Annotated in this window: 18 protein-coding genes and 1 tRNA gene; 4 read left to right on the top strand and 15 right to left on the bottom strand. The window is 62.1% G+C overall.

Features of this window, described 5'->3' with window-relative positions; translation table 11 throughout:
* Window positions 1-10: 10 nt before the first annotated feature.
* The 3 genes from J7E80_RS12690 to J7E80_RS12680 all read right to left on the bottom strand — a co-directional run bounded on the left by J7E80_RS12690 (window position 11) and on the right by J7E80_RS12680 (window position 4,807).
* Complete coding sequence (locus J7E80_RS12690; protein ID WP_215052032.1) at window positions 11-1,237, bottom strand: hypothetical protein; 1,227 nt, start codon at window positions 1,235-1,237, stop codon at window positions 11-13.
* A gap of 1,639 nt (window positions 1,238-2,876) precedes the next feature.
* Window positions 2,877-3,212: a hypothetical protein gene (locus J7E80_RS12685; protein ID WP_215052030.1), complete on the bottom strand. Its 336-nt coding sequence runs from the start codon at window positions 3,210-3,212 to the stop codon at window positions 2,877-2,879.
* A gap of 26 nt (window positions 3,213-3,238) precedes the next feature.
* Entirely contained in the window at window positions 3,239-4,807 is a 1,569-nt protein-coding gene (locus tag J7E80_RS12680) for a competence protein CoiA (protein ID WP_215052028.1), read from the bottom strand.
* A gap of 168 nt (window positions 4,808-4,975) precedes the next feature.
* Here J7E80_RS12680 and J7E80_RS12675 point away from each other — a divergent pair, with 168 nt between their 5' ends.
* Window positions 4,976-6,400: a transposase gene (locus J7E80_RS12675; protein WP_215052026.1), complete on the top strand. Its 1,425-nt coding sequence runs from the start codon at window positions 4,976-4,978 to the stop codon at window positions 6,398-6,400.
* 134 nt (window positions 6,401-6,534) lie between these two features.
* Here the strand turns inward: J7E80_RS12675 and J7E80_RS12670 are convergent, their stop codons facing one another.
* The gene (locus tag J7E80_RS12670) at window positions 6,535-7,473 is read right to left on the bottom strand and encodes a hypothetical protein (RefSeq protein WP_215052024.1); all 939 of its coding nucleotides are present in this window, start codon (window positions 7,471-7,473) and stop codon (window positions 6,535-6,537) included.
* Window positions 7,474-7,597: 124 nt separating this feature from the next.
* Here J7E80_RS12670 and J7E80_RS12665 point away from each other — a divergent pair, with 124 nt between their 5' ends.
* Entirely contained in the window at window positions 7,598-7,993 is a 396-nt protein-coding gene (locus J7E80_RS12665) for a hypothetical protein (RefSeq protein ID WP_215052022.1), read from the top strand.
* 305 nt (window positions 7,994-8,298) lie between these two features.
* Window positions 8,299-9,030, top strand: a complete 732-nt coding sequence (locus J7E80_RS12660; RefSeq protein ID WP_215052020.1) for a hypothetical protein — start codon at window positions 8,299-8,301, stop codon at window positions 9,028-9,030.
* A gap of 434 nt (window positions 9,031-9,464) precedes the next feature.
* Here J7E80_RS12660 and J7E80_RS12655 read toward each other — a convergent pair whose 3' ends face one another.
* The 4 genes from J7E80_RS12655 to J7E80_RS12640 form a co-directional block, all read right to left on the bottom strand.
* The gene (locus tag J7E80_RS12655) at window positions 9,465-10,433 is read right to left on the bottom strand and encodes a TIR domain-containing protein (RefSeq protein ID WP_215052018.1); all 969 of its coding nucleotides are present in this window, start codon (window positions 10,431-10,433) and stop codon (window positions 9,465-9,467) included.
* Window positions 10,434-10,486: 53 nt separating this feature from the next.
* On the bottom strand, window positions 10,487-11,215 hold the full coding sequence (locus J7E80_RS12650) for a hypothetical protein (protein ID WP_215052016.1): 729 nt from the start codon (window positions 11,213-11,215) through the stop codon (window positions 10,487-10,489).
* Window positions 11,216-11,394: 179 nt separating this feature from the next.
* A complete protein-coding gene (locus J7E80_RS12645) occupies window positions 11,395-12,222 on the bottom strand; it encodes an ETEC_3214 domain-containing protein (protein WP_215052014.1) in 828 nt (275 codons plus the stop codon).
* A gap of 397 nt (window positions 12,223-12,619) precedes the next feature.
* Window positions 12,620-12,701, bottom strand: a tRNA-Leu gene (locus tag J7E80_RS12640).
* Window positions 12,702-12,907: 206 nt separating this feature from the next.
* Here J7E80_RS12640 and J7E80_RS12635 point away from each other — a divergent pair.
* Complete coding sequence (locus J7E80_RS12635) at window positions 12,908-13,513, top strand: ANTAR domain-containing response regulator (RefSeq protein ID WP_215052013.1); 606 nt, start codon at window positions 12,908-12,910, stop codon at window positions 13,511-13,513.
* 147 nt (window positions 13,514-13,660) lie between these two features.
* Here the strand turns inward: J7E80_RS12635 and pyk are convergent, their stop codons facing one another.
* The 7 genes from pyk to trpC all read right to left on the bottom strand — a co-directional run bounded on the left by pyk (window position 13,661) and on the right by trpC (window position 26,004).
* A complete protein-coding gene (gene pyk, locus J7E80_RS12630; RefSeq protein WP_215052011.1) occupies window positions 13,661-15,145 on the bottom strand; it encodes a pyruvate kinase in 1,485 nt (494 codons plus the stop codon).
* Window positions 15,146-15,215: 70 nt separating this feature from the next.
* Complete coding sequence (locus J7E80_RS12625; RefSeq protein WP_215052009.1) at window positions 15,216-16,673, bottom strand: glutamate synthase subunit beta; 1,458 nt, start codon at window positions 16,671-16,673, stop codon at window positions 15,216-15,218.
* Window positions 16,666-21,282 carry a glutamate synthase large subunit gene (gltB, locus tag J7E80_RS12620; RefSeq protein ID WP_215052007.1) on the bottom strand — a complete coding sequence of 1,539 codons (4,617 nt, stop codon included), beginning with the start codon at window positions 21,280-21,282 and terminating at the stop codon, window positions 16,666-16,668. Before gltB ends, J7E80_RS12625 begins: the two co-directional genes overlap by 8 nt.
* A gap of 264 nt (window positions 21,283-21,546) precedes the next feature.
* Window positions 21,547-22,932 (bottom strand): prolipoprotein diacylglyceryl transferase, encoded by a 1,386-nt coding sequence (lgt, locus tag J7E80_RS12615; protein ID WP_215052005.1) that lies wholly within the window; start codon window positions 22,930-22,932, stop codon window positions 21,547-21,549.
* A gap of 9 nt (window positions 22,933-22,941) precedes the next feature.
* The gene (gene trpA / locus J7E80_RS12610; protein ID WP_215052170.1) at window positions 22,942-23,730 is read right to left on the bottom strand and encodes a tryptophan synthase subunit alpha; all 789 of its coding nucleotides are present in this window, start codon (window positions 23,728-23,730) and stop codon (window positions 22,942-22,944) included.
* Window positions 23,731-23,741: 11 nt separating this feature from the next.
* Complete coding sequence (gene trpB, locus J7E80_RS12605; RefSeq protein WP_215052002.1) at window positions 23,742-25,073, bottom strand: tryptophan synthase subunit beta; 1,332 nt, start codon at window positions 25,071-25,073, stop codon at window positions 23,742-23,744.
* Window positions 25,074-25,185: 112 nt separating this feature from the next.
* Window positions 25,186-26,004 carry an indole-3-glycerol phosphate synthase TrpC gene (gene trpC, locus J7E80_RS12600; RefSeq protein WP_215052000.1) on the bottom strand — a complete coding sequence of 273 codons (819 nt, stop codon included), beginning with the start codon at window positions 26,002-26,004 and terminating at the stop codon, window positions 25,186-25,188.
* Between the last annotated feature and the right edge of the window lie 2 nt (window positions 26,005-26,006).

The raw sequence follows: 26,006 nt of genomic DNA, 5'->3' as shown, positions 1-26,006 counted from the left end.
GCCTGAGAATTCAGCTGTCATGCTCGGCCTCTCTGGATCGTCCAAAAGAATCTGCTCGGGTTTGTCCAAGTAAGCGCACCCGCACAGCTCGTCGACCGTGCTCGCGTTCATGCACAACAACGGGGCCTGGACCTTGCTCGGGTTGTTGGTGAGCTCGTGGAACGCGGGCCCGTGCTAGCCCCGAGTCCAGTGGTGTGTTGTGGGTCAGCTGGCAGGATTCGCCGGCCTGGAACAGTGAGTCTTCGGCATCGACGCGGATGCAGCGCACCGGCACGGACTCGACCGGCTCAATGGAAGCAACGTTTGTTTCAGTACGTGTGGCCCTGACGACCTTTGCCTGCTTCCGGGCCAGCCGGAAGCATTCGGTGACATACCTCGGATTGAACGATACCCGCCACGTCCCGCCGTCCCGGGACCGTGCGTCAGCTCTGAAGGCGATGGTCGGCCGCTCACCCAGTGAGGACAGGAGCTGAAATACATCGCGGGACAGCCGCTCCCTACCGACAAAGATGATGCCGGGCTTGGCTGCGCAGCCGTCCGAGTCGAGCAGGCCTTGCAGGAGGGCGATGCGTTGGTCGATGGAGGCCAGGAAGTATTCCTCGGGTATGTGCTTGTCGCGGTAGCAGGGCAGTAGGCGGAGCGCCCTAGCCTGTTCGCCGCCCATGTTAGCGCCGAAGCCGGTTTTGTCCGAGAAGGTCATGCGGTTGGCGGCGCCCTTCTTCGTACCGACCGGGCGGACTGTCACGCCGATTTCAGTCATGTTGGCGGTGAACGCTTCCAGGTCCTCATCCCCGACGGTGATGTTGCAGCCAGCGGTACTCCCGTCACCCAACCAGTAGCCGAGCAGGTAGGGATCCATGGGCAGATCGCGCTCGGGGCGCTCCTGCGGACCTGGAATGGGGATGGCCCAGCGCTTTGCCTTGTGCTCGTACATCTGGCGGGTAGTCCATACCCGGTTGTACTGCTTCGGCCAACCGGAGGGCTTGGCCTTCCACAAGTGGCCGTCGGAAGCGATGACGGAGGTTCCATCCAAGAAGGTGACGCGGAAGCAGTCGCGGCCCGCTTGAACAGAAAAAGCTTCGGCCACCGTCACCGGCTTGCCGGTGGTGCCGTAAATCATGTCCCCCGCCTGCAGCTCGCCCATCGTCGTCCAGCCGTCCGGCGTGGGGATGGGCGTGTGCACAGCCAGGGCCTCATTGGCGATATGAATGGACGCCCATCGGAAAAGGTTAACCATTCGGCGACCCAACCCAGGACCTCATAGCCCAGCGTGTTGTCGGGAAGCAGCCAGTTGCCCTGCTCGTCCTTCTGCCATGTCGGGCCAATGTCGGACGACGTAAAGTGGACTGCGGCATATTCTTCTGACGGTTCAAGTTCGGCAAGCTCCTATTCGTTCAAATGAAACTTAGCCGCGACCCCCGACAAAGAGTCGTTTGAAGCGTTGAGCACCTAGGCCCACCTTTTCAACCGGGCATATGTCAGGCCTTCTGGACCCCCAGCTGCTGCCGGTGAGTGTCGATGGCAATCAACGATGCGGGAGTCTCGGCTTCTTTAGGACCTTCGAGTTGAATGCGCATGCGCGCAACTCCCCCATCTCCTTGGCTTCCTGCTCGGCTTTGCTGCCGCCTGCCACCCTCGACGCGGGCGTGGCGTCGTGCCCGCTGCTCGGGTGGCCAGGTCGATCAGCGAACCGTCCGTATTCGTGATGGTCGCAATGCCCTGCTTGAGAGCTGTCTTGGAACACTTTTGCAGCCGCTCAGGAGAAACGCTTCCGGACTTGTGAAGCTGGCGGCGCGCAGTAGACGAGCCTTTCAAGGAAGGGGTCTCCGGCTAAGTCTTTTGATTTGTCAACCTTTGTCAACAGTAAAAAACCAAAAAGCCTTTGACCTGCGGAAACACTGTGCCCGAGGTGGGACTCGAACTGCATTCCAGCCCTTGCAAACACTGGGAACTCAAGAAAACATTCCGAATCCGAGCCAGTCCGGCCGATGTACAGCCCAGTCCGACGCCGATTCTGTTGACATTGTCAACACGCCATTCCTGACAGATTCTGAACAAACAGAGCGACTGCCGCTCCCCATTTCGAGGGGGCGCGGCAGTCGCTTTGTGTTAGGGGTCAGGGGCCTTACGAAATTGATTGCAGCGATCCGTTCGGCGGTGTGCCGGTATGCCTCGGCGACGAAGTCCTCGATGTCGTTGGCCCCGATGCGCCACACACCCCGGTTATCTTGCCTCGATAACAGGTGTGTGAATTGTTTGTCTTAGCAGCCCGCTCTTGGTTCCTAACTCTTTTCGCAGTCCCTGTGAGGATGGCGGCACCTCCCCGGTATCAAGAGAAATACCTCTCTCCTGATACCGAAGCTCGAGGAAGCCATCAATTGTGGGTGCTTGACCATATGATTCACTGCACGACCGTATTCATTGGTGAGTGCTGTCGTTCATCTAGATATTGGGGGAACTTTTGGAAAATCAACACGGCCCGGAACCTAAGCCACAGCAGCCTTTGAAGTTGGAGTCCTGGCAAACACCCACTCCCCCAGTGAGCCCTCCCCAGCAACGCCGGCTTGCCACTCCGGCTCACCATCAGCCTCCTAGGATGAGTCCTCTCAAGAAACTTGCCATCTGGGGCATCATCGCCGCTGTCATCGGTGGATACTTTGGCATCAGTTCCTGGATACACACAGCATCAGACCCACGGAATAATCCTGCAAACACATGGAGCAATGCCAAGGAAACCTGCGAGCGGATGATTCAGGACAGCGTCGGCGACAGGGAGAGACAAGACCGCAGTGATGTATATGAGCCCTCAATCAAGGCCTACAAACTAAGTACGTGGGTGAACTATAACCCTGAGCCACGGCTGTACAACTGCCGTCTCATTTGGAGCGGAAGTTCTTGGAAGACAGACCTGTTTGAGTGGCGGTAGGAAGAGGCATTAAACGCAGCTTCGGCGTCGGGTCGTCCCCGTCCGCGGCGCGGAGCAACAGCGTCACCCGCAGCGGCTCCACGTCCAGTTGCAGCTGGTCCTCCAAGTCGGCTGTCATCTCTGCCGGCCAGGTCGACACCCACGCGATCCGGCCGCACCTGGCCAGGCGCCGTACCAGTGCTTTCTTCTCACAGGAGAGCAACGGGTCAGGCCGGACAGCACCCGGCAGCGACCGGAGCGCCGGGTTGAGAACGCCGTCGATGTCGAGCAGGATGATCGGCTTCATGGGTGCGACCCTTTCACGACCGCCCGTCATCGCCAACTGCCAGCCGGGTTCCTGCCGCCACGCGCCAGACACTGGGCGTTCGCGTGGATGCCCTCGTTGTCGTCTTCGAAAGTTCCGCCGCAGTCACTGCACTGGAACCTGAATCCGTTGGCGCTGCCGATGTAGCGTGGGTTCTCGCTGATCTCCCGCAGTCGTACCGCCCTGGCATCTTTGGCCGTCTGGCGTGCGGCGATCTCGGTCGCGTCCCTGGCCTCAGACATCCAGAGGGCCCAGGGCCGCGGGCCGATGAACTCCGGGTGGCCTTCCTCAATGCGCGTCGGCCGGTGCACCATCTGAGGCCTGAAGGTTTGCTCCCTTGGCGGCCCAGGGCGCGCGCCCGGTTCCGGCGGCCTGGAAACGTCGACCTCCGCCTGGATACGTTCGGCAATTGCTGACCACTTCGAGTTTGGTATCGAAGACACCCACCGCCCTTGGACCAGGTCGTTGCATGTAGGGCATGCGAACCCCAGAGGCTTACCGGGTCGGTTCACGGTGACCAATTTGCCTCGGACCAGCGAGCCGCCAGCGGCCTGAAGCCAGGCCTCGACCGGGACAAGGACACGGTCCAGGCTTTCAGGGCCCGGCCGGTAGGGGCGAAGATCAATCCTCGCCGGCGGCTCCAGCAGCCGCCAGATGAGGAAAGGGTGGCCGGAGCCAGAACACCTGACGATGCTCGCCCACACATTCATCCCCGCCTTAACTGCGGGTACAGCCCCGACGTCCGGTGCCACAGCTTGAACCGCGAACAGCGAGTCCCTTTCCGCCTTGCGTTCCACCTCCTCCTGGCCCACGAGCTGTCTCGCTTTGGCTTCCTGAGCAGCCTTCACCCTGGCGGCCTCCGCGGCTTCGGCGCGCTCAGCCTCCAGTCGCTGGATGGTGTACCACTGGTGTCGTGGCGTCCCGTGAGGCCACTTGAATCTTGGTTGCAGGACCGCGTCCACTATCGCCCCGGACCGGGCCATCTTTCCGAGGAGCGGCTGGTGGTCGAGCAGTTCCATCAATTCAGCAGGATCCCCGGGCAGGTCGCTGGTCTTGCCGAAGCCCGTTACGATCATCGGCAGCTGCACCCGGAACCAATCGAAGTCTTTGGGGACAACCCACACCGGGCCGATGCGATCGTCCACGTAACGCTGGGACCGGCGCACGAACTCTTCCTCGGTCTGCTGCGAGAGCTGGACTTCGAACGCAAGCCGCCGGCCGTCCGTGTTGGTGGCCAAGACGTCGGCAGTCCAGGCCCGCTCGGGATGAGCGGCCTCCACCTCCGCGGTCCACCCCGGGGCCGTGTTGATCCTGTCCTTCAGCGCCTGCTTCATGGCCAGGTGCTGGGGCGACTCCGACTTGTGCACGACGGGGCACTCAAGGCTCGGGTAATGGGCGAAGTACTGGCGGCCCATGTGGGAGGTCACCCGTTTGGCCCGCAGCCCGCATTCAATCAGCACCAGCTCCGCATAGCGCGGATGTTTCACCAGATCACGCCACGGCCGTTGAGCCATCTCGGTCGCATCGACTCGCTCACCGTTGATGTACGCCACCAGCTGCAACGAAGATCCCCCCACCACGCCCATTGTCACCTGGCGGTCAATCTACCTGCCGTCCGCCGACGGCGCCATCAAGAACCGTTGACCATTCGAGCCCGCTGCTACGGACAGAGCAGGGTACCCCGGTTGGCGCAGACCCTTTGCAGGATCCTCAGGCGCCCTTTCGTTTTCCGGTATGAATAAGGCATGACCAGTTCAACGAAGGACACGCGACCCACCGTCCCTGTCGGTCCTGCCACTAATTTCTGGTGGGCATTCCAGTCCCAGAACTTCGGGCATGTCTATTTCGACGGCACCTTGTGGGCACCTTTGAAAGGCGCCGGCGGGCAGCGCGTCGCCTCTTGGGAGATATTGCATGATGTCCGGCCGGGAGACGTCGTACTGAACTTCAAGAGCCCAGCAGTTCAGGGCATCAGCCTCGTGGCTACGCTGCCGACGCCTTCTTATCCACCGTTGCGCGGCTACAAGGAGCCACCGGACACGAACGGCATACTGGTGCTCACCGATCCTCTCTGCGAAGTCCGGATTCCACGGGAGGACGCCTACCGGATCCTGCCGCCGGGCCGGGGCCCGGTCACGGCGAAAGGCAGCTCCAACAACGGTTACGAATATTCGGTTGACCGGGACGCCGCCCTGAAACTGCTGCACCACGCAGGGCTGGAAATCGGCAATGGCGGAGATAAGAAGCCGGACGGGGCGTGGCCTTCCGAGCAATACCTAGGCGGTCCCAGCGACACGTTGACCCTCGCCGCCGTTCGGACCGAGCAGCGCTACCTGCGGAACCAGCAGCTGCAGCTCCACGGCAGCTCATGCTCCCTCTGCAGGCACTCCTATCCGGACGAGTTCCTGGTCGCCGCCCACATCAAACCCCGATCGCAGTGCTCCGAGCGGGAGCGCATGGACACTCGCAATGTGTCCATGCTGGCTTGCCTGTTCGGTTGCGATGCGCTCTTCGAGCGCGGCTACCTCATCGTCGGCACTGACGGAACCATCGGGGTCGGAAAACCGGGACACGGACAGGTTAGGGACCATCTCGGGTACCTCTTCGGCCGCAGCTGCCTCGCTCATGACGAACGATCGCGGGACTACTTCCACCTGGTTTCGTTGGCGAACCAGGCAGTGACCGAGGCCCGGCAGAACCTGTGCCAGCAGGTCAAGTGCCGCCGGGGACGGGCCATCGACAAGGCCTGGGCGCACCGGATGCTGCTCCTGCGCGCCGGCGACACCCTCACAGACAACGCCGCCCGCCGTCTGGCCGAGGTCTTCACAGCTGACGACGCGACGGGCAAGCTGCAGGCCGTCCGGAAGGTCAAGGAACAGCTGCGAATACTCCTGCGCACGAGCTCCCTTGCGGACGCCGCGTTGGCGAAAGAGGAACTCAAAGCCCTGGTGGAGGCGTCCGGACGGCCTGAAACAAACAAGCTCTACCGCACCGTCTGCAGGTGGTGGAACGAGATCGAGGTCCTCATCGTCACCGGCGCCACCACCGGCAAGGTCGAGGCAAACAATACCGGCATCAAACACATCAAACGCACTGCCCGCGGCTACCGGAACCCTGCCAATTACAAATCGATTATTCTCATGAGAAGTGCCGTCCGGACGGCGGCATGACACTCATCCGGGATTCGCTTCTCCATGAACCGTGAAGAGCCGGAAAAGTGCCAAGTCAACGAAAAGCTGAAGGCACTAGACCAAACCCCGCCCGAGTCATAGACAGAGGCCAAGTACGCCGAGAAGATTCGGAGCTACAGGCCAGCGATGCCCTGCTGGATCACTGCATTCAGTGCATTGACAATGGCCGTCACAGTGCCGGTCGCGGCAAGCTCACCTAGTTTCTCTCCCAGGGCTTTCACCTTTCCACCCTCCGGCGCTGCGGAACTGATCTCGTCTTCTATCTCCGCCGCGATGATTTCGGCGTCGGCAGCAACCTCATCAGACACACCAGCTGAAACAATCATTGCCCGGTAGGAATCGAGCATTTCGCGCACACCCTTGACCTCCTCCTGGGTCATGGAGATGTTGAGCTGCGCGTTAGGGCTATTCATCGCCCAGTTGAAGGCACCGTGATTGTTGATGTTATAGATATCGCCAGATCGAGAGTCGGTCGCGGATGAAGTGCTATCTTCACCTTCTATGTAGGCGAGTCCCTTACTGGTGATCTGTGGACGTACGACTGGTCCGCCGAAAGCTGCAGTTCCTTCCAGGTATCCCTCTTCGCGGCACCAGCGAGTAGCAGCGTCTACTTCGAACTCGGCATAAGGATCGCCCATGAAGTTGCCGTACTTGCTGATGGTAAAACCAACGATATTCGGTGAGTTTCGGCCCTCGTGATACTCGCCTTCAAGCCAGAGCAGGATCGCTCTCCGTGCTCCCTGGTTACGGCGCCTACGATTGGACCGCACTTCTTTAAACTCTTCCGCCGCGTCGACACCTTCTTGGTTTAGGACGACAGTCAGGATGCCAGCGTTCATTTCTTCAAACCACAGCCATCCGCGATCCTGCAGAGCTCCCAAGTCGCCGGTCACGCTGCTCCGAGGCTCGCCTCTTTCCTTGGCAGCCTCATAGACCGCACTCGTACCCACCTGGCGATTGCCGTCGAGGTGTTCGGAGTCGAGAAGAGCGGTAATCAGTTGAAGATGCCGGAGTCCAGTCTTTGACTGAGCAAGCGATTCAACTTTTGACAATGGGTCCCCCTAAGAACGCGAATTAGCGTGCTCAACAACTCTAACGACGGGACGTGACATTTCCCTGGGCTGCGGCCTCTTGACCGAAATTATCGTTGGACTCGTATGGGGTACGGTTTATCCCGTGACTGTACAAAGTGAATCCAAAGACCCCGGCAATGTGAAGCCCAAGCCTGCAACCATCATTGGCAGCTGGTTCAAATCTGAAACGTTTTGGCAAAGCGTCGCCGCCAGCACTTTGTCCACGGGCATCATCACTCTCGGTGTCGTGGCTGCTGCGTTCTTCACTGGTCTTGTGGATCTAAAGTCGGCCATCGTGACGCTGCTCAGCTTCGTCGCCGTAATCTCAGTGACCGCCTTCCTGGTGTGGCTGATACCAGCCGTCAGGACCGGCCTGGACGTCGTCAAGTCAAAGGTCACCCTCACCGAGGATGCGCATGTATCCCCTATGGGCATCCTCATCTCAGGCTTCGTGTCCATTATTGGTTTGATCCTCACCTGGTTCATCGGAATGTTCTAGCCGTAGGCGCACCGGGGCGCGCGTGTTATACGTTCTAATATTGGCACTAGGCGCGTCGTCCTTCACTGCCTCAACGAGATGCCGAGCAAGGTCTGCCCATTCATCCTCTGTCACTTGGCAGGCTCACCCACAATAGAAGTCACTTGTTCTTGCTCTGCTTATTGAGCTATGCGGTGTGCGAACGGTGAACTACCGGGCTCATGAAGCGGTCGCTGCAGGAGCGTTGCCCGTTACTCGATGGCTATAGTCGCTTGTTCACCCGTCGACTGGGCAACTGCATATTTCAATATCAGCAGAGTTGATCCATGACCCCTAAAGACCGATTGGCTAACATCAGCGCAGCTCTCACGGCGTTTGGTGCCATGTCAGCGCAGGCGCCTCGTCCAGACATCAACGGCGTTAGTCTTGCGCTAGCGCAACTGGGTGAGCACACAAAGAAGGTTGCGGACTTCAAGGACGGATCGCTGCTCGCTAGTGTCGGTGCCTTCAGTGACGCCTACATCAGTTCCATAGAGCGCCTCGGCATCGACACAAAGACATCCCTCGATGCGCCGCTCCTGGCCCTGGCCTCACTTCCCGATATGAGCAACTTCTACAGTTCCGCTCAGGTTGGAGATTCACTAGCGGCTATTGGGTCGGCTGTTTCATCTTCCTTTGGAGTGATGGACACGCAGGAGTTGGTCGAACAAGCCGACGCCTTTAGGGCAGAAGTAGATGCTTCCGATGTTGATGATCGTGCATCAGAGCTCTTCGATACGCACCCTGAACTCGCGGACTCAATCGAACAGCTACCTATGCTTGTCAGCCTCTCGCCCGAGAACCGTAGCTTGGTCATCTGGTTCATTCGTATAGCCGTGACACTGTATGTCACCTGCATCATTCTGAACATCAGCATGGACAATGCAGAACTCGCAGCAGTCATTGGTGCCGTTGGTATCAGTGGGCCGACTGCTGGTGGGGCGGCTGCCAAGGGAGCAAAGTATCTCCTGGGGAAGATCCCCCCGGATGAAGGACAGCAACAGCCCGATAGGGACTAGCTGCGTTCTAGGCTGACGCCTCCTTTTCGCTCGCTAGTAGCAGAGACACTACTGCGAACAGTCCGTACAGAATGGCATCGATTACCCTGCCAGCGATTGCGAGATAAGCGGCATAAGCCAACAGGGAGAAGACCAGTAGCCAGCAAGCAAGGACGGATCGGCTCATGATGGCTGGCGACTCGTGCCCGTTAGATCGGACCTCCTTTTGCTGACGTAGGCCAAAACATTCACCTGCTCTCATGTGCAACTGCGATCACTGATTGCGATCACACCTGCCGATGATTATGGGCGAACGCCATTTATTGTCAATGAGAAAATTGATGTAATAGTTACGAATGAAAGAGATTAATCTAATTTATCTAAATAAGTCGACTGGGGATAGTGGCGTTTCTTTGGAGGCCGCAGATCAGGAGATCCTAGCGGTAATCGCCGCCCTAATCTCCAAATGAATTGGGGAGAAATACGATATTCTCAACCGGGTAGAATGGATCTAGCTGTGCAATCACAAGGTTTTGAAGATTCATGGGAACTTCAGCGTCTGTCCTGATCCTGTACTCACCCTCAGCCATGCCGATACTGACACGACCGAGCTCGGTGTGCTTCCGAAGCTCCTTGAGTACGTTGTCGGTGACTTTCTCAAGGGCGACTCCTCTAGTCGCAGAACGTTCACGGCTAGAGACAAGCATGTTCGTGATCCACTCAGCTCCAAGCTCATCTCCAGCAGCGTGAGACAGGAATGCTTTCCGCGCATGAGGATCGGCCTTGCTTAGATACTCTCCCCAAGTGATTGCATTCCCGCGGCCCTTCCTCGCAGACACCTCGTCCCCAATAGACGACTCAATAACCTTGACGAGGCTAAGTAGTTCGTCCAACTTGTCATCAGCAGTCTTCACTGGAACGTCAGGCAGGTCTTCCTGCGGTTTAGCCTCTTTTACTGCTTGAATTTCTTTCTCGACATCAGGCCAAACTAGGTTGATACGCTTACTCAGCGTGTCTTCTTTAACATTGGGCGAGAGCTCATTCAGGGATAGCATCAACTCGGAGAAACCTTGTAGCGTAGCCATCTTGCACTGAAAGATATTCATTGGACTGTTGACTTCATCTACGCTTTCGAAGTCAACAAGGAGAACGCCCATACGTTGCCGCTTGTTCTCCACCTGCCGAGAGAGAGCACCAGCCTCGTAGTTGATCCACTGCTCGGTTTGGTTAGAACGCGTCAGGCATATGATTCCGAAATCGGTATTATCAAGAGCGTCGTCGATTTCTTCCAAAGCTCGTGATCCGGCACGTATTTCCTGGCTGATGAACGTCGTCACAACGGGAGCAAATATTTCACTTACGGCGGTGGATACAGCTCTACCTGCATCGCGGCTGTTTTTTGACCAGCTAATAAAGACCTTCAAGACCTACCCCATGCTCGCTGTGATACTCCCAGTAAGGCTACCAACGGGGGTTGCTAGTTGAGGTCATCCTCACGGAAAACCTCTCGACCGGAGACGTGACGCCAAATCACGTGATCTAGCCTTCTCGGCTGTGTCGGGTACAGCTCCGCGACCTGCTTGATCAAGTTGGCAGTCTCCATGGCCGTCAGATTCTTCCCGTCGAGCCCTACATGCTCAGCGACGAAGCGGATAACCATACGGTCCGGCTTCACTGACTGGAAGCCGGCAAGAATGAGCAGGTAGTTGTATGTCACCCCTGAACGTTGGCTCGGAAGATGAAGCCACGCTCTCTTGACCCGCTCAAGTTCTGCGTCTTTTGCGAACTCCGCATGCATGTCAGCTGTCGTGAAGATTCCTCCGCCTTCCAGCCCCTTCAAGGCCAGTGCTGCCTGATGGATAACTTCAGCCTTCAGGAGCGCACCAGGCTTCGTGTGAGCGGGCTTGTGGTTGTCTACAGCCTTAGCCCATCCCGCGCTGCCACCTACCTTGTTGAATGATGCCAACAGTTCTTCGACACCGTCACGATGAGGGTCGCCGCCTCCCTCTTTTCGGATGTCGCAGTAGGCATCAATTACATTGATCACGCTCTGGTAGTGGGAGCCCGTGGAGAAGATGGAGTCGATGATGCAGAGAGCCAGACTTCCCGGATACCCGTTGGCTGTAATCCATGTTGATTCATTACCGAAGATGGCTCGGCACGATTCAGTTAGTTTGGTCGCATCCAGGGTCTGCTCAGTCGTCATTTCTGGACTGTAGCAAGGTTTCGTCATCACCATCGGAACGACTCAAGTGTGTGTACCAACGCAGTTCATCAACCGTGCTCGGACTAATGGCAAAGCCCGTCTCGGGGTCGAAGGTACAGACCGGTTCGCTCCCCCGCCGTTCGATTGATGTGGCTCCGCCATCACAGGGATCGAGGTCGTCACTTTCCATTGCCGTCTCCCAGGGACCGCTTCCCCCGCCAGCCATGCTTCTTCTGATAGCGATGGAGGAGCCGCATCTGGTCTGTAATGGCGACGGGCCACGACTGCCATTCATGGTGCAACATCTTGCTGCTGTACCACGTGACTATGATCGTATTCACGACACTTTCAGATCGATATGACTCGTCTTCTGGAGCTGAATAGTCGCCCTTGTCATCAGGGCGAGAAAACTCGCCCGTACGCACGTCTCCTTTGCCACTAGTCCGACACGTTCCAGTGCCTTCCTGGTTATGCATGAAAATAAACGTTTGATACGCACCAGGGTTGCCGTAGTACGCAGACTCGGCATAAACAGCTGTCCGAGCGCCAGCGGACTCATACTTACCTGATGGCGCGTCGACTAGTTCGCTGAAGGTTGATCGCCCAAGCCTTCCCTTCGCCTTGCCGAACGTGACGTCTTCTAAATCCCACCAAAACTTCGGATCAGTAACCGTGACTGACCAGCTCTCAAGCTGATCGTTTACCCGCCGCGTCACGACCCAAGCGTGCGGCGTCGAAAAGATATGATCCACCCACTTCGGCGTATCCTCCTCGTTGCCCTGCCAGATCTCGGGACCTTCAAGATTTCTGAATACGGGAGTACCGAGCAAATTCTCAACGTATTCCTCTGTCGCCCCTACAGCCAGTAGGTTCAGCTTCTTCCGCCACACCTTGCGGCTTCCCCAGCCCTTCAGATACCAGTTCCTAGCTCCGGCCCCGATGGTTCGGGAGGCAATCAGCGCAGCCAGGATTGCACCGATCAGCTTCAAGGTTTCGACAAAGTCCACTCTGTAATGATCGTGGGCATCAGAGCATTACCTGTAACGGCGCTCCGAGAGGGGCTAACGACGTCGTTTCCTTGACCAGATTGCGTGGTATGAACTAGATTTCACGCCTCGTCAAGGAACAGCACTGCACGGTGCGCCGAGTGCGTGCAATTGGCCGCCGACCGCAGCATGGACGGGCCCATCGGACCCTGCACGACCCGCCTACTTCCAGCTCTCACGCGGCAGGGAGCCGGGTTGAGTCCTTGAGGAAACGTCTCAGTTGCTCTGTCCAGGGGTCGCTGCGCCATCCAGTGCCCACCGCCAGAGATGCGGCGCCTTCCACAATATGACGACCTCCGAAAAGTCAAGCTTTGTCAACAGCAAAAAGACAAAAAGCCTCTGACCTGCGGAAACACTGTGCCCGAGGTGGGACTCGAACCCACACACCTCTCGATACCGCATTTTGAGTGCGGCGCGTCTGCCAATTCCGCCACTCGGGCGCGGAGTACACGGAGTAACAATCGTAGGCTCACAACGTGTTGTGAGCAACGCAGCCACTTCCAGTGCGCGGAATTACTCTACATGCAGATAGGCTAAAGTCCAGAATCGCGCCAGCGCCGCCGCAACAAGCCATGCAGATCCAAGTACAGCCGCGGGTCCCAACTAAGATAGTCATAGTCCCGCCGTACCTTTTCAAGGAGATCCCGTGTCAGAACCGACGGAGTCAAACAGCACGTCCCAGCCGGCGCGCCGCGTAATTGTCGCCGAAGACGAAACCCTCATCCGCCTGGACATCATCGAGATCCTCCGCGGCGAGGGCTATGACGTCATTGGCGAGGCCGACAACGGCGAGAAGGCCGTGCAACTGGCCGAGGAGCTCAAGCCCGACCTCGTCCTGATGGACGTCAAGATGCCCGTCATGGACGGCATCTCCGCGGCCGAGAAGATCGTTAAGGCACGCATCGCCCCCGTGGTGCTGCTGACCGCCTTCAGCCAGAAGGAACTTGTGGAGCGCGCCCGCGACGCCGGCGCCATGGCCTACGTCGTCAAGCCCTTCACTCCGGCGGACCTCATCCCCGCCCTGGAGATCGCACTCTCCCGCCACGAGGAGATCAAGGCCCTCGAAAGCGAGGTCACCGACCTCCAGGAGCAGTTCGCGACCCGCAAGCTCGTAGAGCGCGCCAAGAGCCTTCTGACCACCAAGATGGGCCTGACGGAACCGGAAGCCTTCCGGTGGATCCAGAAGACCTCCATGGACCGCCGCCTGAGCATGCGCGAAGTGGCAGAGACCATCATCAACCAGGTCAACTGACGCTCGGACCAAACCAAATAGGAGGATCCCCGCCAGACGGCGGGGATCCTCCTTTTTTGCCAGCAACACAGCAAACAAAAAGGGAGCATTCCCGCCAATCGGCGGCGATGCTCCCTCTTCGCTCAGCTACTCAGCAGCGGCTGAAGCCTACTTCTTCTTCTTTTCCGGCCACGGGCCAAGCTTTTCCCTGGTCGTACCTTCGCCGAGGTTCGGGGTGTCGGCGAGGTCGCCTACCTTGTGGACCTTCAGCGAGTTCGTCGAACCGGCTTTTCCGGGAGGGGAACCGGCAGCGATAACCACCAGGTCGCCGTCTTCCACGAGCCCCATGTCCAGCAGGCTGCGGTCCACCTGGGCCGTCATTTCGTCGGTGTGGCCCACCATGGCAACGAGCTGCGGCTGGATGCCCCAGGTCAATGCCAGCTGGTTCCACACCTGCTCCACCGGAGTGAACGCGAAGACCGGCTTGATCGGGCGGAGGCGGGACAGGCGGCGGGCAGAGTCACCGGACTGCGTGAAAGTACAGATGTACTTCGCGTCCAGCTGGTCGGCGATTTCGACGGCGGCACGGGTGATCGCGCCGCCGCGGGTCTTGGGCTTGGTGCCCAGCGGGGGGACGCGCTCCAGGCCGTGCTCCTCGGTGGACTCGATGATCCGGGCCATGACCTTGACCGTTTCGATCGGGTACTTGCCCACGCTGGTCTCGCCGGAAAGCATGACTGCATCCGCGCCGTCGAGCACGGCGTTGGCGCAGTCCGAAGCCTCCGCACGGGTGGGGCGCGGGTTGTCGATCATCGATTCGAGGACCTGCGTGGCCACGATGACGGGCTTGGCCCAGCGGCGTGCCAGTTCAATGGCACGCTTCTGCACGATCGGCACCTCCTCCAGGGGAAGCTCCACACCGAGGTCGCCACGGGCCACCATGATGGCGTCGAACGCGTCGATGATTTCGTGGAGCTGGTCCACGGCCTGCGGCTTCTCGATCTTCGCGATCACCGGAACGCGGCGGCCTTCCTCGTCCATGATCTCGTGGACCCGCTTGATGTCGCTGGCGTCACGGACGAAGGAGAGCGCAACCAGGTCCACGCCGCGGCGGATGGCCCACCGGAGGTCATCCTCATCCTTCTCGCTCAGCGCGGGGACGTTCACGGCCACGCCCGGCAGGTTGATGCCCTTGTTGTTGGACACCATGCCGCCGACGGTCACCTCGGCGACGACCTTGACGTCGTCCACCTCAACAGCGCGCAGTGCAACCTTGCCATCGTCGATCAGGAGGGCATCGCCCACGTTGACGTCCTCGGTGAGGCTCTTGAGCGTGGTGGAGCAGATCTCCTTGGTGCCGGGCACGTCTTCGGTGGTGATCGTGAAGATGTCACCGACGGCGAGCTCGTGCGGGCCGTCCACAAAACGGCCAAGACGGATCTTCGGGCCCTGGAGGTCGGCCATGATGGCGACGGCCTTACCAAGATCCGTCGCTGCCTTACGGACGTTCTCGTAGGTGTTGTCATGCACGGAGTAATCACCGTGGCTCATGTTCATGCGGGCTACGTCAACGCCGGCTTCCAGCACCGCGAGGGTGTTTTCATAGCTGGCAATGGCCGGTCCGAAGGTGGCCACAATTTTTGCGCGTCTCATATACCTACCCTATTGGTCTCTTGCATTGGTTAAGTTGTCGTGGAGGTGAACATTCCCCTCCGAGGCATAACTAGAGGACGGCGATGGCGCGGTCCGTCGGTGCAACGGGAGCGGGAAGAATCGTGCTCCCCATGAGGAACTTGTCCACCGCTGCAGCAGCGGCGCGCCCTTCGGCAATAGCCCACACGATCAGGGACTGGCCGCGTCCGGCGTCTCCGGCCACGAACACGCCCTCGGTGTTGGTCATGTAGTAGCCGTCGCGGGATACATTTCCGCGGCCGTCGAACTCCGCGTGGACCTGGTCGGTGATTCCGGCCGGTTCGGCACCCGTGAAGCCCAGGGATAGGAACACCAGGTCGGCGGGGATGATCCGCTCGGTGCCGGCCTTGGGGAGCCTCTTGCCGTCAACGAATTCGGTTTCGGCCACTTTGACGCCGGTCAGCTTGCCGTTTTCGCCGACAAACTCCACGGTGGAGGCGAGGTAGGTGCGCTCACCGCCTTCTTCGTGGGCACTGGCCACCTCGAAGAGCGTGGGGAAGGTAGGCCACGGCTGGTGACCGGCACGCTCGGCCGGAGGCTGCTTGCCGATGGCCAAGGTGGTCACGGATGCTGCTCCGTGCCGGTGGGCCGTGCCGAGGCAGTCGGCGCCGGTGTCGCCGCCGCCGAGGATCACCACATGCTTGCCCTTGGCATGGATCTGGTTTTCCACGGACTCCCCCGCCACCACGCGGTTGGCCGGAACCAGGTAGTCCATGGCGAAGTGGACGCCGTCCAGCTCGCGGCCCGGGATGTCCAGGTCACGCGGCACGGTGGCGCCGGTGGCGATGACCACGGCGTCGTAACGGCGGCGCAGCTGCTCCCACGTCACGTCGGTACCGACGGCGACCCCGGTGCGGAAACGGGTGCCTTCGGACTTCATCTGCTCGAGCCGGCGGTCCACCTGCTCTTTTTCCATCTTGAAGTCGGGGATGCCGTAGCGCAGCAGGCCGCCGATCTTGTCGTCGCGTTCGTACACGGCAACGGTGTGGCCCACGCGGGTCAGCTGCTGGGCAACCGCCAGGCCGGCAGGGCCGGAACCGACGACGGCGACCGTCTTGCCGGTCAGACGCGCCGGCGGCAGCGGGTTGACCCAGCCGTTGTCGAAGGCCTCATCGATGATGGACACCTCGACCTGCTTGATGGTCACGGCGGGCTGGTTGATGCCCAGCACGCAGGAGGCCTCGCAGGGCGCCGGGCACAGGCGGCCGGTGAACTCGGGGAAGTTGTTGGTGGCGTGCAGCCGCTCAATCGCTTCCTCGCCCTTGTCCCGCCACACGAGGTCATTCCACTCGGGAATCAGGTTCCCGAGCGGGCATCCCTGGTGGCAGAACGGGATGCCGCAGTCCATGCAGCGGCCGGCCTGGCTCTTCAGGACGCCCTTTTCCTGGGCCTCGTAAACTTCCTTCCAGTCCATGATGCGGACGGGAACGGGGCGGCGTGGCTGGGTTTCACGCTGGCGTACTTTCAGAAATCCGCGTGGGTCAGCCACCGGTCACCTCCAGGATTCGAGACCAAACTTCTTCGCCGTCGGGGTCCAGGCCCTCTTCGATGGCATCAAGACGGGTTTGCAGCACAGCCGCGTAGTCGCGCGGCAGCACCTTGGTAATGCGGGCAGCGGTGTCGTCGAAGTTCTCGAGCAGACGCGCCGCCAGCTGGGAGTCCGTTTCCTCGACGTGCTTGACGAGGAGCCCGTGCACGATGTCGCGGTCTTCGGCATCCAGATCGCGGAGCTGGAGTTCGCCGGCTTCCAGCGCCTGCTTGTTCACGCGCGCCGCATCCAGGTCCAGGACGTAGGCCGTGCCGCCGGACATGCCGGCGCCAAAGTTGCGCCCGGTCCGGCCGATGATGAGCGTCTGGCCGCCCGTCATGTACTCGCAGCCGTGGTCGCCGATGCCTTCGACAACCGCCGTGGCACCGGAGTTCCGGACCAGGAAGCGTTCGCCCACCTGGCCGCGCAGGAACATCTCGCCGCTCGTGGCGCCGTAGCCGATCACGTTCCCGGCGATCACGTTGTTCTCCGCCTTGAACACATTGGTGCGGTCCGGCCGGACAATGATCCGGCCGCCGGAGAGGCCCTTGCCCACGTAGTCGTTGGAGTCGCCGTACATCCGCAGCGTGATGCCGGCCGGCAGGAAGGCGCCCAGCGACTGCCCGGCGGTGCCGGTCAGCGTGATGTCGATCGTGTCGGTGGCCAGAGTGTCCGTGCCGAACGTCTTGGTGACCACGTGGCCGAGCATGGTGCCCACCGAACGGTCGGTGTTGATGACGTCGACGGCGATCTTCACCGGGGCGCGGTCGCTCAGGGCTTCCGCGGCCATGGCGATGAGCCGCTGGTCGAAGTGCTTGTCCAGCTCGTGGTTCTGGCCGGTCAGGTTCCGCAGCGGGGCGTCGTCGTCGAACTCGAGCCCGTGCAGGATCGGATCCAGATCCAGGCCCTCGGCCTTCCAGTGGTCGATCGCCTCACGGGTGTCCAGCATTTCCGCATGGCCGATCGCTTCCTCGATGCTCCGGAAGCCGAGCTCCGCGAGGATCTCGCGGACTTCCTCGGCTAGGAATTCGAAGAAGTTGACCACGAACTCGGGCTTGCCGGTGAAACGTGCGCGCAGCTCGGGGTTCTGCGTGGCAACGCCCACCGGGCAGGTGTCGAGGTGGCAGACGCGCATCATGATGCAGCCTTCAACCACCAGCGGGGCCGTCGCGAAACCGAATTCCTCGCCGCCGAGCAGGGCAGCAATCACGACGTCGCGGCCGGTTTTGAGCTGGCCGTCCACCTGCACGACGACGCGGTCGCGCAGGCCGTTGAGCATGAGGGTCTGCTGGGTCTCTGCGAGCCCCAGTTCCCACGGGACACCGGCGTGCTTGAGCGAGTTCAGCGGCGAGGCGCCGGTTCCGCCGTCGTGGCCGGAAACCAGTACGACGTCGGCCTTCGCCTTTGTCACACCGGCGGCAACTGTGCCGATGCCCACCTCGGAGACGAGCTTGACGTGCACGCGGGCCGAGGGGTTGGCGCGCTTCGCATCGTAGATGAGCTGCGCGAGGTCCTCGATCGAGTAGATGTCGTGGTGCGGGGGCGGGGAGATCAGCCCGACGCCGGGGGTCGAGTGGCGCGTGCGGGCAACCCAGGGGTAGACCTTCTGCGCCATCAGCTGGCCGCCCTCGCCGGGCTTGGCGCCTTGGGCCATCTTGATCTGGATGTCGTCCGCGTTGGTCAGGTAGAGGCTGGTCACGCCGAACCGGCCCGAGGCGATCTGCTTCACGGCAGAGCGGCGCTCGGGGTCCAGCAGGCGGTCCACGTCCTCGCCGCCTTCACCGGTGTTGGACTTGCCGCCCAGCCGGTTCATGGCGATCGCGAGGGTCTCGTGGGCTTCCTTGGAGATGGAGCCGTAGCTCATGGCGCCCGTGGAGAACCGCTTGACAATGCTGGAGACCGGCTCCACTTCCTCAAGCGGCACGGCTGGACGCAGTCCGTCCTTGAACCTGAGGAGCCCGCGCAGGGTCATCAGGTTCTCGGACTGGTCGTCCACACCCTTGGTGTAGGCCTTGAAGATGTCGTAGCGGCGCTCACGCGTGGCATGCTGCAGCCGGAAGACGGTCTCCGGGTTGAAGAGGTGCGGCTCGCCGTCGCGGCGCCACTGGTACTCGCCGCCGCCCAGCAGGGGGCGGTGCGGGAGCTCGATGCCGCCTTCGGGGTACGCCATCTGGTGCCGTGCCGAGACTTCGGCCGCGATGACATCCAGGCCCACGCCGCCCAGCTGGGAGTGCGTGCCGGCGAAGAATTCGTCCACAAGCTCCTGGCCCAGGCCGAGCGCTTCGAAGGTCTGCGCACCGGTGTAGGAGGCCACAGTGGAGATGCCCATCTTGGACATGATCTTCAGGACGCCCTTGCCGAGGCCCTTGATGAGGTTGTAGACGCCGTCCTGCGGGGTGACGCCGACGACGTCGCCGGCAGCGATGAGCTGCTCCACGGATTCCATGGCCAGGTACGGGTTGACGGCGGAGGCGCCGTAGCCCACCAGCACGGCCACGTGGTGCGTCTCGCGGACGTCGCCCGCCTCAACCACGAGGGCCGTCTTGGTCCGGTTGGCGCTGCGCAGCAGGTGGTGGTGCACGGCGCTGACCAGCAGCAGCGAAGGAATGGGCGCCCACTGGGCGTTGGAGTCACGGTCGGACAGCACCACGTACTGCACGCCGCGGTTGATCGCGCCGGAAACCTGCTCGCAGATCTCGGTGAGCCGGGCGCGGAGGGCGTTCTCGCCGCCTTCGGGCCGGTAGAGCCCGCGGACCTTCATGGCAACCCTGTTGCCGTCGGCGTCCTCGATGTTGGCGATCTTCGCCAGCTGGTCATTGTTGATGACCGGGAACGGCAGCGATACCTGCGGCTGGCGGACCTGCTTGGTGTCCAGCAGGTTGCCGTTGGGGCCGATGGCGCACGTCAGGGACGTGACCAGCTCTTCACGGATGGCGTCCAGCGGCGGGTTGGTGACCTGTGCGAAGGACTGCACGAAGTAGTCGAACAGCAGCCGGGGACGCTTGGACAGCACAGCAACGGGCGTGTCGGAGCCCATGGCCCCGAGCGGCTCGGCACCGGTGCGCGCCATGGGGCCGAGCAGGATCCTGAGCTCTTCAGTGGTGTAGCCGAAGGTTCGCTGGCGGATGTTCACGGACGCGGCCGTGTGCACCACGTGCTCGCGCTCGGGAAGCTCGTTGAGGTCGATCAGGTTGTCCTTGACCCATTCGGCCCAGGGGTTCGCCGCAGCGACCTCGGCCTTGACCTCTTCATCGTCGATGATCCGCCCCGACTCGGTGTCCACCAGGAACATCTTGCCCGGCGAAACGCGGCCCTTCTTGACCACCTTGGAGGCTTCGACGTCGATGACGCCCACCTCGGAGGCGAAGACGACGAGGCCGTCTTCAGTGATCCAGTACCGCCCCGGGCGCAGACCGTTGCGGTCCAGCGTGGCGCCGACGAGATTGCCGTCGGTGAACGACACGGCGGCCGGTCCGTCCCACGGTTCCATCAGCAGGGAGTGGTACTCGTAGAACGCGCGGCGTGCCGGATCCATCGACGCGTGGTTTTCCCAGGCCTCGGGGATCATCATCATGATCGAATGCGTGATAGGGCGGCCGGAAAGCCACAGCAGTTCAGCCACTTCATCGAAGGACGCCGAGTCTGACGCACCGGGGGTGCAGATCGGGAACAGTTCTTCGGGGGAATCGCCCAGCAGCGGGTTGGCCAGCTGGGACTGGCGGGCACGCATCCAGTTCCGGTTGCCCTTGACGGTGTTGATTTCACCGTTGTGGGCGATGGTGCGGAACGGCTGCGCCAGCGGCCAGGACGGGAACGTGTTGGTGGAGAAGCGCGAGTGGACGATCGCCAGCTTGGTCTTGAAGCGCTTGTCCGAAAGGTCCGGGTAGAACGGCTCCAGCTGCGCGGTGGTCAGCATGCCCTTGTAGACGATGGTCCGGGAGGACAGCGAGGGGAAGTAGACGCCGAACTTGTTCTGGGCGCGCTTGCGGATACGCCAGGCACGGGAATCGAGTTCATTGCGGTCCAGCTGCTCCCCCGTGGAGGAGGCGAAGAATGGCTGCGAGAAGTACGGCATGCAGGCGCGGGCCATGGCGCCGACGAGGTCGGCCACGATCGGTACTTCGCGCCAGCCGAGGACCGTAAGGCCCTCGTCGGCAGCGAGGCCTTCGATGCCTGCCTTGGCGGCATCGGCCTCGCGCTGCTCGGCTGGGAGGAAGGCGGTGCCCACCACGTACTGTCCGGGCGCCGGGAGCTCGAACTCGGTGACGGCACGGAAGAACTCGTCCGGTACCTGCATCAGCAGGCCGGCGCCGTCGCCCGTTCCCTCGTCGGCACCCACGGCACCCCGGTGCTCAAGGTTGCGCAGGGCTGTCAGCGCGGCGTCGACGATGTCATAACCGGGTTCGCCCCGCAGAGTGGCAATGATCGCAAGACCGCAGGCGTCCTTCTCCTGCTCAGGGTTGTAGAGCCCGGCTGCCTCTGGGAGCGCCGCGAATCGCTTGAACGGCGACATGGCGGCGTCCGGCTGGTTCGGTTCAGACCAGCTGGGGCTGTGAAGAGTTTGGGTCATGGGAGACGTCCTTCCTCCTGATCGTGCGTATGGAAGGGACAACGTTGGCCCCACTCAGAGCGCCGGTGTGACGGGCACAACAAAGTGTTAATTACTGGAAATTGTAGGGCAGGGAGGACTGCTGGACTAACAGTTACGCAGGCTCCCGGCCCGGGCTTGACCGGCTAGCAGCTCTATGCTGACCGGCAGGGCCCTGATACCACGACATTGTGGTCTTGGGCGCTCCAAGCGGTGGCTCTGGCTGCCCTGGTTGCCTTTGCTGAACTAGCGGGTGCCGTCAGCTTTCGGCGCGGTTCCGGTGGCTGCTGCACCGGATTTTCCGGTGTCCGGCGAGTCCGTGGCAGACGTGTTGTCGCCACTTGGCGCCGGCACTGCTTCCGTTGGGGCAGAAGAGCGGCCTGGACCGTTTTGGTTATCAGGGAGATTACCACGCGACTCACTATCTGAGACAGCCGGGTCCGGATCACGGACGGGGTCAACAGCGGAGCGGCGGCCGCTTGCCGACTTCGGCGAGGGCCCGACGTCGTCCGTTTTTTCAACTCCCGCAGCCGTCTCGACGGCTGTTTCGTTGCCGGCCGGTTCGACGGCGGCTTCGTTAGCGGGCGTGTCGACGGCAGTTTTGTTACCGGCCGGTTCGGCGGCTTTGTGGCCGCCCGGTTCGACGGCCACTTTGTTAGCGACCGTGTCGACGGCGGCTTTGTCACCGACCGTGTCGACGGCGGCCTCGATGCCTGCGGATTCAGCGGCGGGCTCGCGGCCGGGAAGGTAGATGCTGTCCGCATCGCGCTTTTTGCCCTGTCCCAGCACGATGAAAACTGCCAGGGCTGCGACGAACACGAAGATGCTGGTCCAGACGTTGAGGCGCGTGGTGATGCCGAAGAGGCTGATCTGTTCGGCATCATCGATGCGCATGGCTTCAATCCACACCCGGCCCAGCGTGTAGTACATCGCGTAGAGCCAGAAGAGCCGGCCGCGGCGGAAGTGGAACCGCCGGTCGAGCGCCAGGAGGATGAGCACGCCCGCGAGGTTCCAGAGTGACTCGTACAGGAACGTCGGGTGGAACAGCGTGTCCGCCGCGAACCCGGACGGGAAGTTGGGGTTGTCGGCGTCAACCTGAAGCCCCCAGGGCAGTGTCGTGGGTCCGCCGAAAAGCTCCTGGTTGAAGTAGTTCCCCCAGCGGCCCACGGCCTGTGCGAGCAGCAGTCCGGGCGCGGCGGCGTCCAGGAACGCCGGCAGCTTGACGCCGGCACGGCGGCAGCCGATCCAGGCGCCGAAAACGCCCAGCACCACGGCACCCCAGATCCCGAGGCCGCCGCGCTGGATCTGCGGGATCAGGGAGAGGTCGCCTGTTCCGTCGAATCCGGGGCCGAAGTAGGCGTCCGGAGAGGAAACAACGTGGTAAAGCCGGCCACCGATGATGCCGAACGGAATGGCCCAGATGACGATGTCCCACACGCTGCCCTCGGGCGCTCCGCGCTTTGCCCACCGCCTGGACGTCAGCCACAGGCCGACGATGATGCCCGCAAGGATGCACAGGGCGTAGGCATGGATGCGCAGCGAACCCCACGGCAGCGGAATGTCGAAGCCGGACCAGTCCGGACTCGGGATGCTGGCCGGAACCATCGCGGCCGCGGAGTGGAACATCTGCATGATGGAGGGCTACTTCCTGGTCAGTCCGGCACTGAGGTCTTTGGTGAGGTTGGCCACGGCGTCCACGCCGCCGTCGCGGATGGCGGAGACGAGGGCTGTTCCCACGATCACGCCGTCGGCGTAGGCAGCGATTTCCGCCACCTGGTCGGCGTTCGAAACCCCAAGGCCCACGCACACACGCTCTGCGCCGGCGTCCTTGGCAGCAGCCACCACGCCCTTGGCAGCCGCGCTCACCGAGGACCGGGCACCGGTGACGCCCATGATGGAGACGGCGTACACGAAGCCCCGGCTGGCCTCGACGGTGCGCCGCATGCGCTCGGTGGACGACGACGGCGCCACCAGGAACACCCGGTCCAGCCCGTACTTGTCGGAGGCTTCCATCCATTCCGCTGCTTCATCCGGAATGAGGTCGGGTGTGATCAGGCCGGCTCCCCCGGCTTCGGCCAGACGGCGGGAAAACTCGTCCACGCCCATCCTCATCACGGGGTTCCAGTAGGTCATGACCAGGACGGCAGCGTCGGTTTGGCCAGTGATGCCGGCCACGACCTCGAAGACCTGGCGGACGGTGAAGCCCTTTGCCAGCGCTTCCGTGGTGGCGGCCTGGATGACCGGACCGTCCATCACGGGATCGGAGTAGGGAATGCCGATCTCGATGAGGTCCGCACCGTTGCGTGCGAGGGCGATGCCGGCGGCGATGGTTTCCTCGACGCTGGGATACCCGGCGGGCAGGTAACCGATCAGGGCCGCCCGTCCTTCTGCACGGGCCTTATCGATGGCGATTGCCGATTTGCTGGTCATCTGCGCGGTGCTCACAGCTGCTCCCCTTCCTTGCCGATGGTGGCCTCTGCGGAATCTTTGTCCAGGAGGTCGAACCACTCGGCTGCTGTAGCCACATCCTTGTCGCCCCGGCCGGACAGGTTCACGATCACGATCTTGTCCGATACTTCGCCTGAGCCGGTTCCTTCTTCAGCGGCCAGCCGCTGGCCCACCTTGATGGCACCGGCGAGGGCATGCGAGGACTCGATGGCGGGAATGATGCCCTCGGTGCGGCACAGGAGCCGGAAGGCTTCCATGGCTTCGCTGTCCGTGATGGGCTCGTAGCTCACGCGGCCGATGTCGGCGAGGTAGGAGTGCTCCGGGCCAACGCCGGGGTAGTCCAGCCCGGCGGAGATGGAGTGCGATTCAATAGTTTGGCCGTCGTCGTCCTGCATGAGGTACGAGCGGGCACCGTGCAGCACGCCGGGCCTGCCGAGCGTGATGGTGGCTGCGTGGCGGCCCGTCTCCACGCCGTCGCCGCCGGCTTCGAAGCCGTAAATCTTCACGGACGGGTCATCGAGGAAGCCGTGGAAGATGCCAATGGCGTTGGAACCGCCGCCGATGCATGCACAGACGGCATCCGGCAGGCGCCCGGTCTGCTCGAGGATCTGCGCGCGGGCCTCCTCGCCGATGACCTCATGGAAGTAGCGGACCATGGCCGGGAACGGGTGCGCGCCGGCGGCCGTGCCCAGCAGGTAGTGAGTATTACCGACATTGGCGACCCAGTCGCGGAGCGCCTCGTTGATGGCGTCCTTGAGGGTCTGCGAGCCGTTGGTCACCGGGATCACGGTGGCACCCAGGAGCTCCATCCGGGCCACGTTCAGGGCCTGGCGGCGGCAGTCCTCGGCGCCCATGTAGACAACGCATTCGAGGCCCAGCAGGGCGGCGGCCGTCGCGCTGGCCACGCCATGCTGGCCGGCACCGGTCTCGGCGATGACGCGGGTCTTGCCCATCCGCTTGGCAAGCAGCGCTTGGCCAAGCACGTTGTTGATCTTGTGCGAGCCGGTGTGGTTCAAGTCCTCGCGCTTGAGGAAGATCCGTACTCCCCCGGCGTGCTCGGCGAACCGCTTGGCCTCGGTCAGGAGCGAGGGCCGGCCGGAGTAGTTCTTGTTCAGATCGGCGATCTGGGCGGTGAATTCGGGGTCGGCCTTGGCCTTCTCGAACGTGTCCTCGAGTTCATCCAGGGCTGCGATCAGTGATTCAGGCATCCATCGGCCCCCATAGGAGCCGAAGTAGGGTCCCGGGGCGTGGCGCAGCGATGGGCCTCCCTGCAGGAATGCATCCACCGAGCCTTCGTCAGAGCCGGCTGTCGGCGCTTCGGCCATCAGTCTCACCATCCTGTTCACTTTTCACTCATTGATGTCAGGCGCATCCCGTCCGCAGCTGCCCTGCGGCAACTGCTTCCGGCCGGGATGGTGCCAAGGGTTAAGGCGGTGCTCAGACGCGGGCAGCGATTGCCGCTGCGCCGGCGGCGGTGAACTCCGCAATGCGTTCGCGCGGTGTGGCGTCACTGACGAGCGCCTCTCCCACGAGGATGGCGTTGGCGCCGTGTGCCGCGTAGTGCGCGACGTCGTCGGCTCCCCGCACGCCCGATTCCGCCACGACGACGGCACCTGCCGGAATGCTTCCGGCCAGCGAGGCGAAAAGGGACCGGTCGACGTCGAGGGTCTTGAGGTTGCGTACGTTGACGCCGATGATCCGGGCATCGGCAGCGACGGCGCGCTCGATCTCCTCCGGGGTGTGCGTCTCCACCAGCACGTTCATGCCGAGCTCGCGGCTGAGGGCAGTGAATTCACGGAGCTGCTGATCCGACAGGGCTGCCACGATCAGAAGGATGAGGTCCGCACCGTGGGCACGGGCTTCCCAGATCTGGTACTCGTCCAAGGTGAAGTCCTTGCGGAGCAACGGAACGTCCACGCGCGCCCGGACCGCATCCAGGTCGGCGAGCGAGCCGTTGAAGCGGCGCTGTTCGGTGAGGACGCTGATCACGGCGGCGCCGCCGTCGGCATACTGCTCCGCCAGGGCGGCGGGGTCCACGATGTCCGCAAGGTCGCCCTTGGAGGGGCTGCGGCGCTTGATCTCCGCGATGACCTTGAGCTGGTCCCGGTCCGGGGACGGGCCGCCGAGGGCTGCCCAGGCGTCGCGGGCCGGAGCCGCGGCCTGGGCGCGGTCCTTCAGTTCGGTGAGGGACACGAGGCGCTTCCGCGCCTCCATGTCCTCCCTGACACCTGCATTGATGTCATCGAGAACCGTCACGG

The sequence above is a fragment of the Arthrobacter sp. ISL-28 genome, assembly GCF_018613875.1.
Taxonomy (GTDB): domain Bacteria; phylum Actinomycetota; class Actinomycetes; order Actinomycetales; family Micrococcaceae; genus Arthrobacter.
Note: the sequence above shows the minus strand (reverse complement) of the source record. Positions and strands in the feature narration are given on the sequence as shown.

What these genes read in the sequence shown, in the direction of transcription:
- pyk (WP_215052011.1), bottom strand. Translation starts at nt 15,145, where the DNA reads ATGAGACGCGCAAAAATTGTGGCCACCTTCGGACCGGCCATTGCCAGC.
- trpA (WP_215052170.1), bottom strand. Translation starts at nt 23,730, where the DNA reads ATGACCAGCAAATCGGCAATCGCCATCGATAAGGCCCGTGCAGAAGGA.
- trpB (WP_215052002.1), bottom strand. Translation starts at nt 25,073, where the DNA reads ATGGCCGAAGCGCCGACAGCCGGCTCTGACGAAGGCTCGGTGGATGCA.
- lgt (WP_215052005.1), bottom strand. Translation starts at nt 22,932, where the DNA reads ATGCAGATGTTCCACTCCGCGGCCGCGATGGTTCCGGCCAGCATCCCG.
- J7E80_RS12690 (WP_215052032.1), bottom strand. Translation starts at nt 1,237, where the DNA reads ATGGTTAACCTTTTCCGATGGGCGTCCATTCATATCGCCAATGAGGCC.
- J7E80_RS12650 (WP_215052016.1), bottom strand. Translation starts at nt 11,215, where the DNA reads ATGACGACTGAGCAGACCCTGGATGCGACCAAACTAACTGAATCGTGC.
- gltB (WP_215052007.1), bottom strand. Translation starts at nt 21,282, where the DNA reads ATGACCCAAACTCTTCACAGCCCCAGCTGGTCTGAACCGAACCAGCCG.
- J7E80_RS12675 (WP_215052026.1), top strand. Translation starts at nt 4,976, where the DNA reads ATGACCAGTTCAACGAAGGACACGCGACCCACCGTCCCTGTCGGTCCT.
- J7E80_RS12685 (WP_215052030.1), bottom strand. Translation starts at nt 3,212, where the DNA reads ATGAAGCCGATCATCCTGCTCGACATCGACGGCGTTCTCAACCCGGCG.
- J7E80_RS12660 (WP_215052020.1), top strand. Translation starts at nt 8,299, where the DNA reads ATGACCCCTAAAGACCGATTGGCTAACATCAGCGCAGCTCTCACGGCG.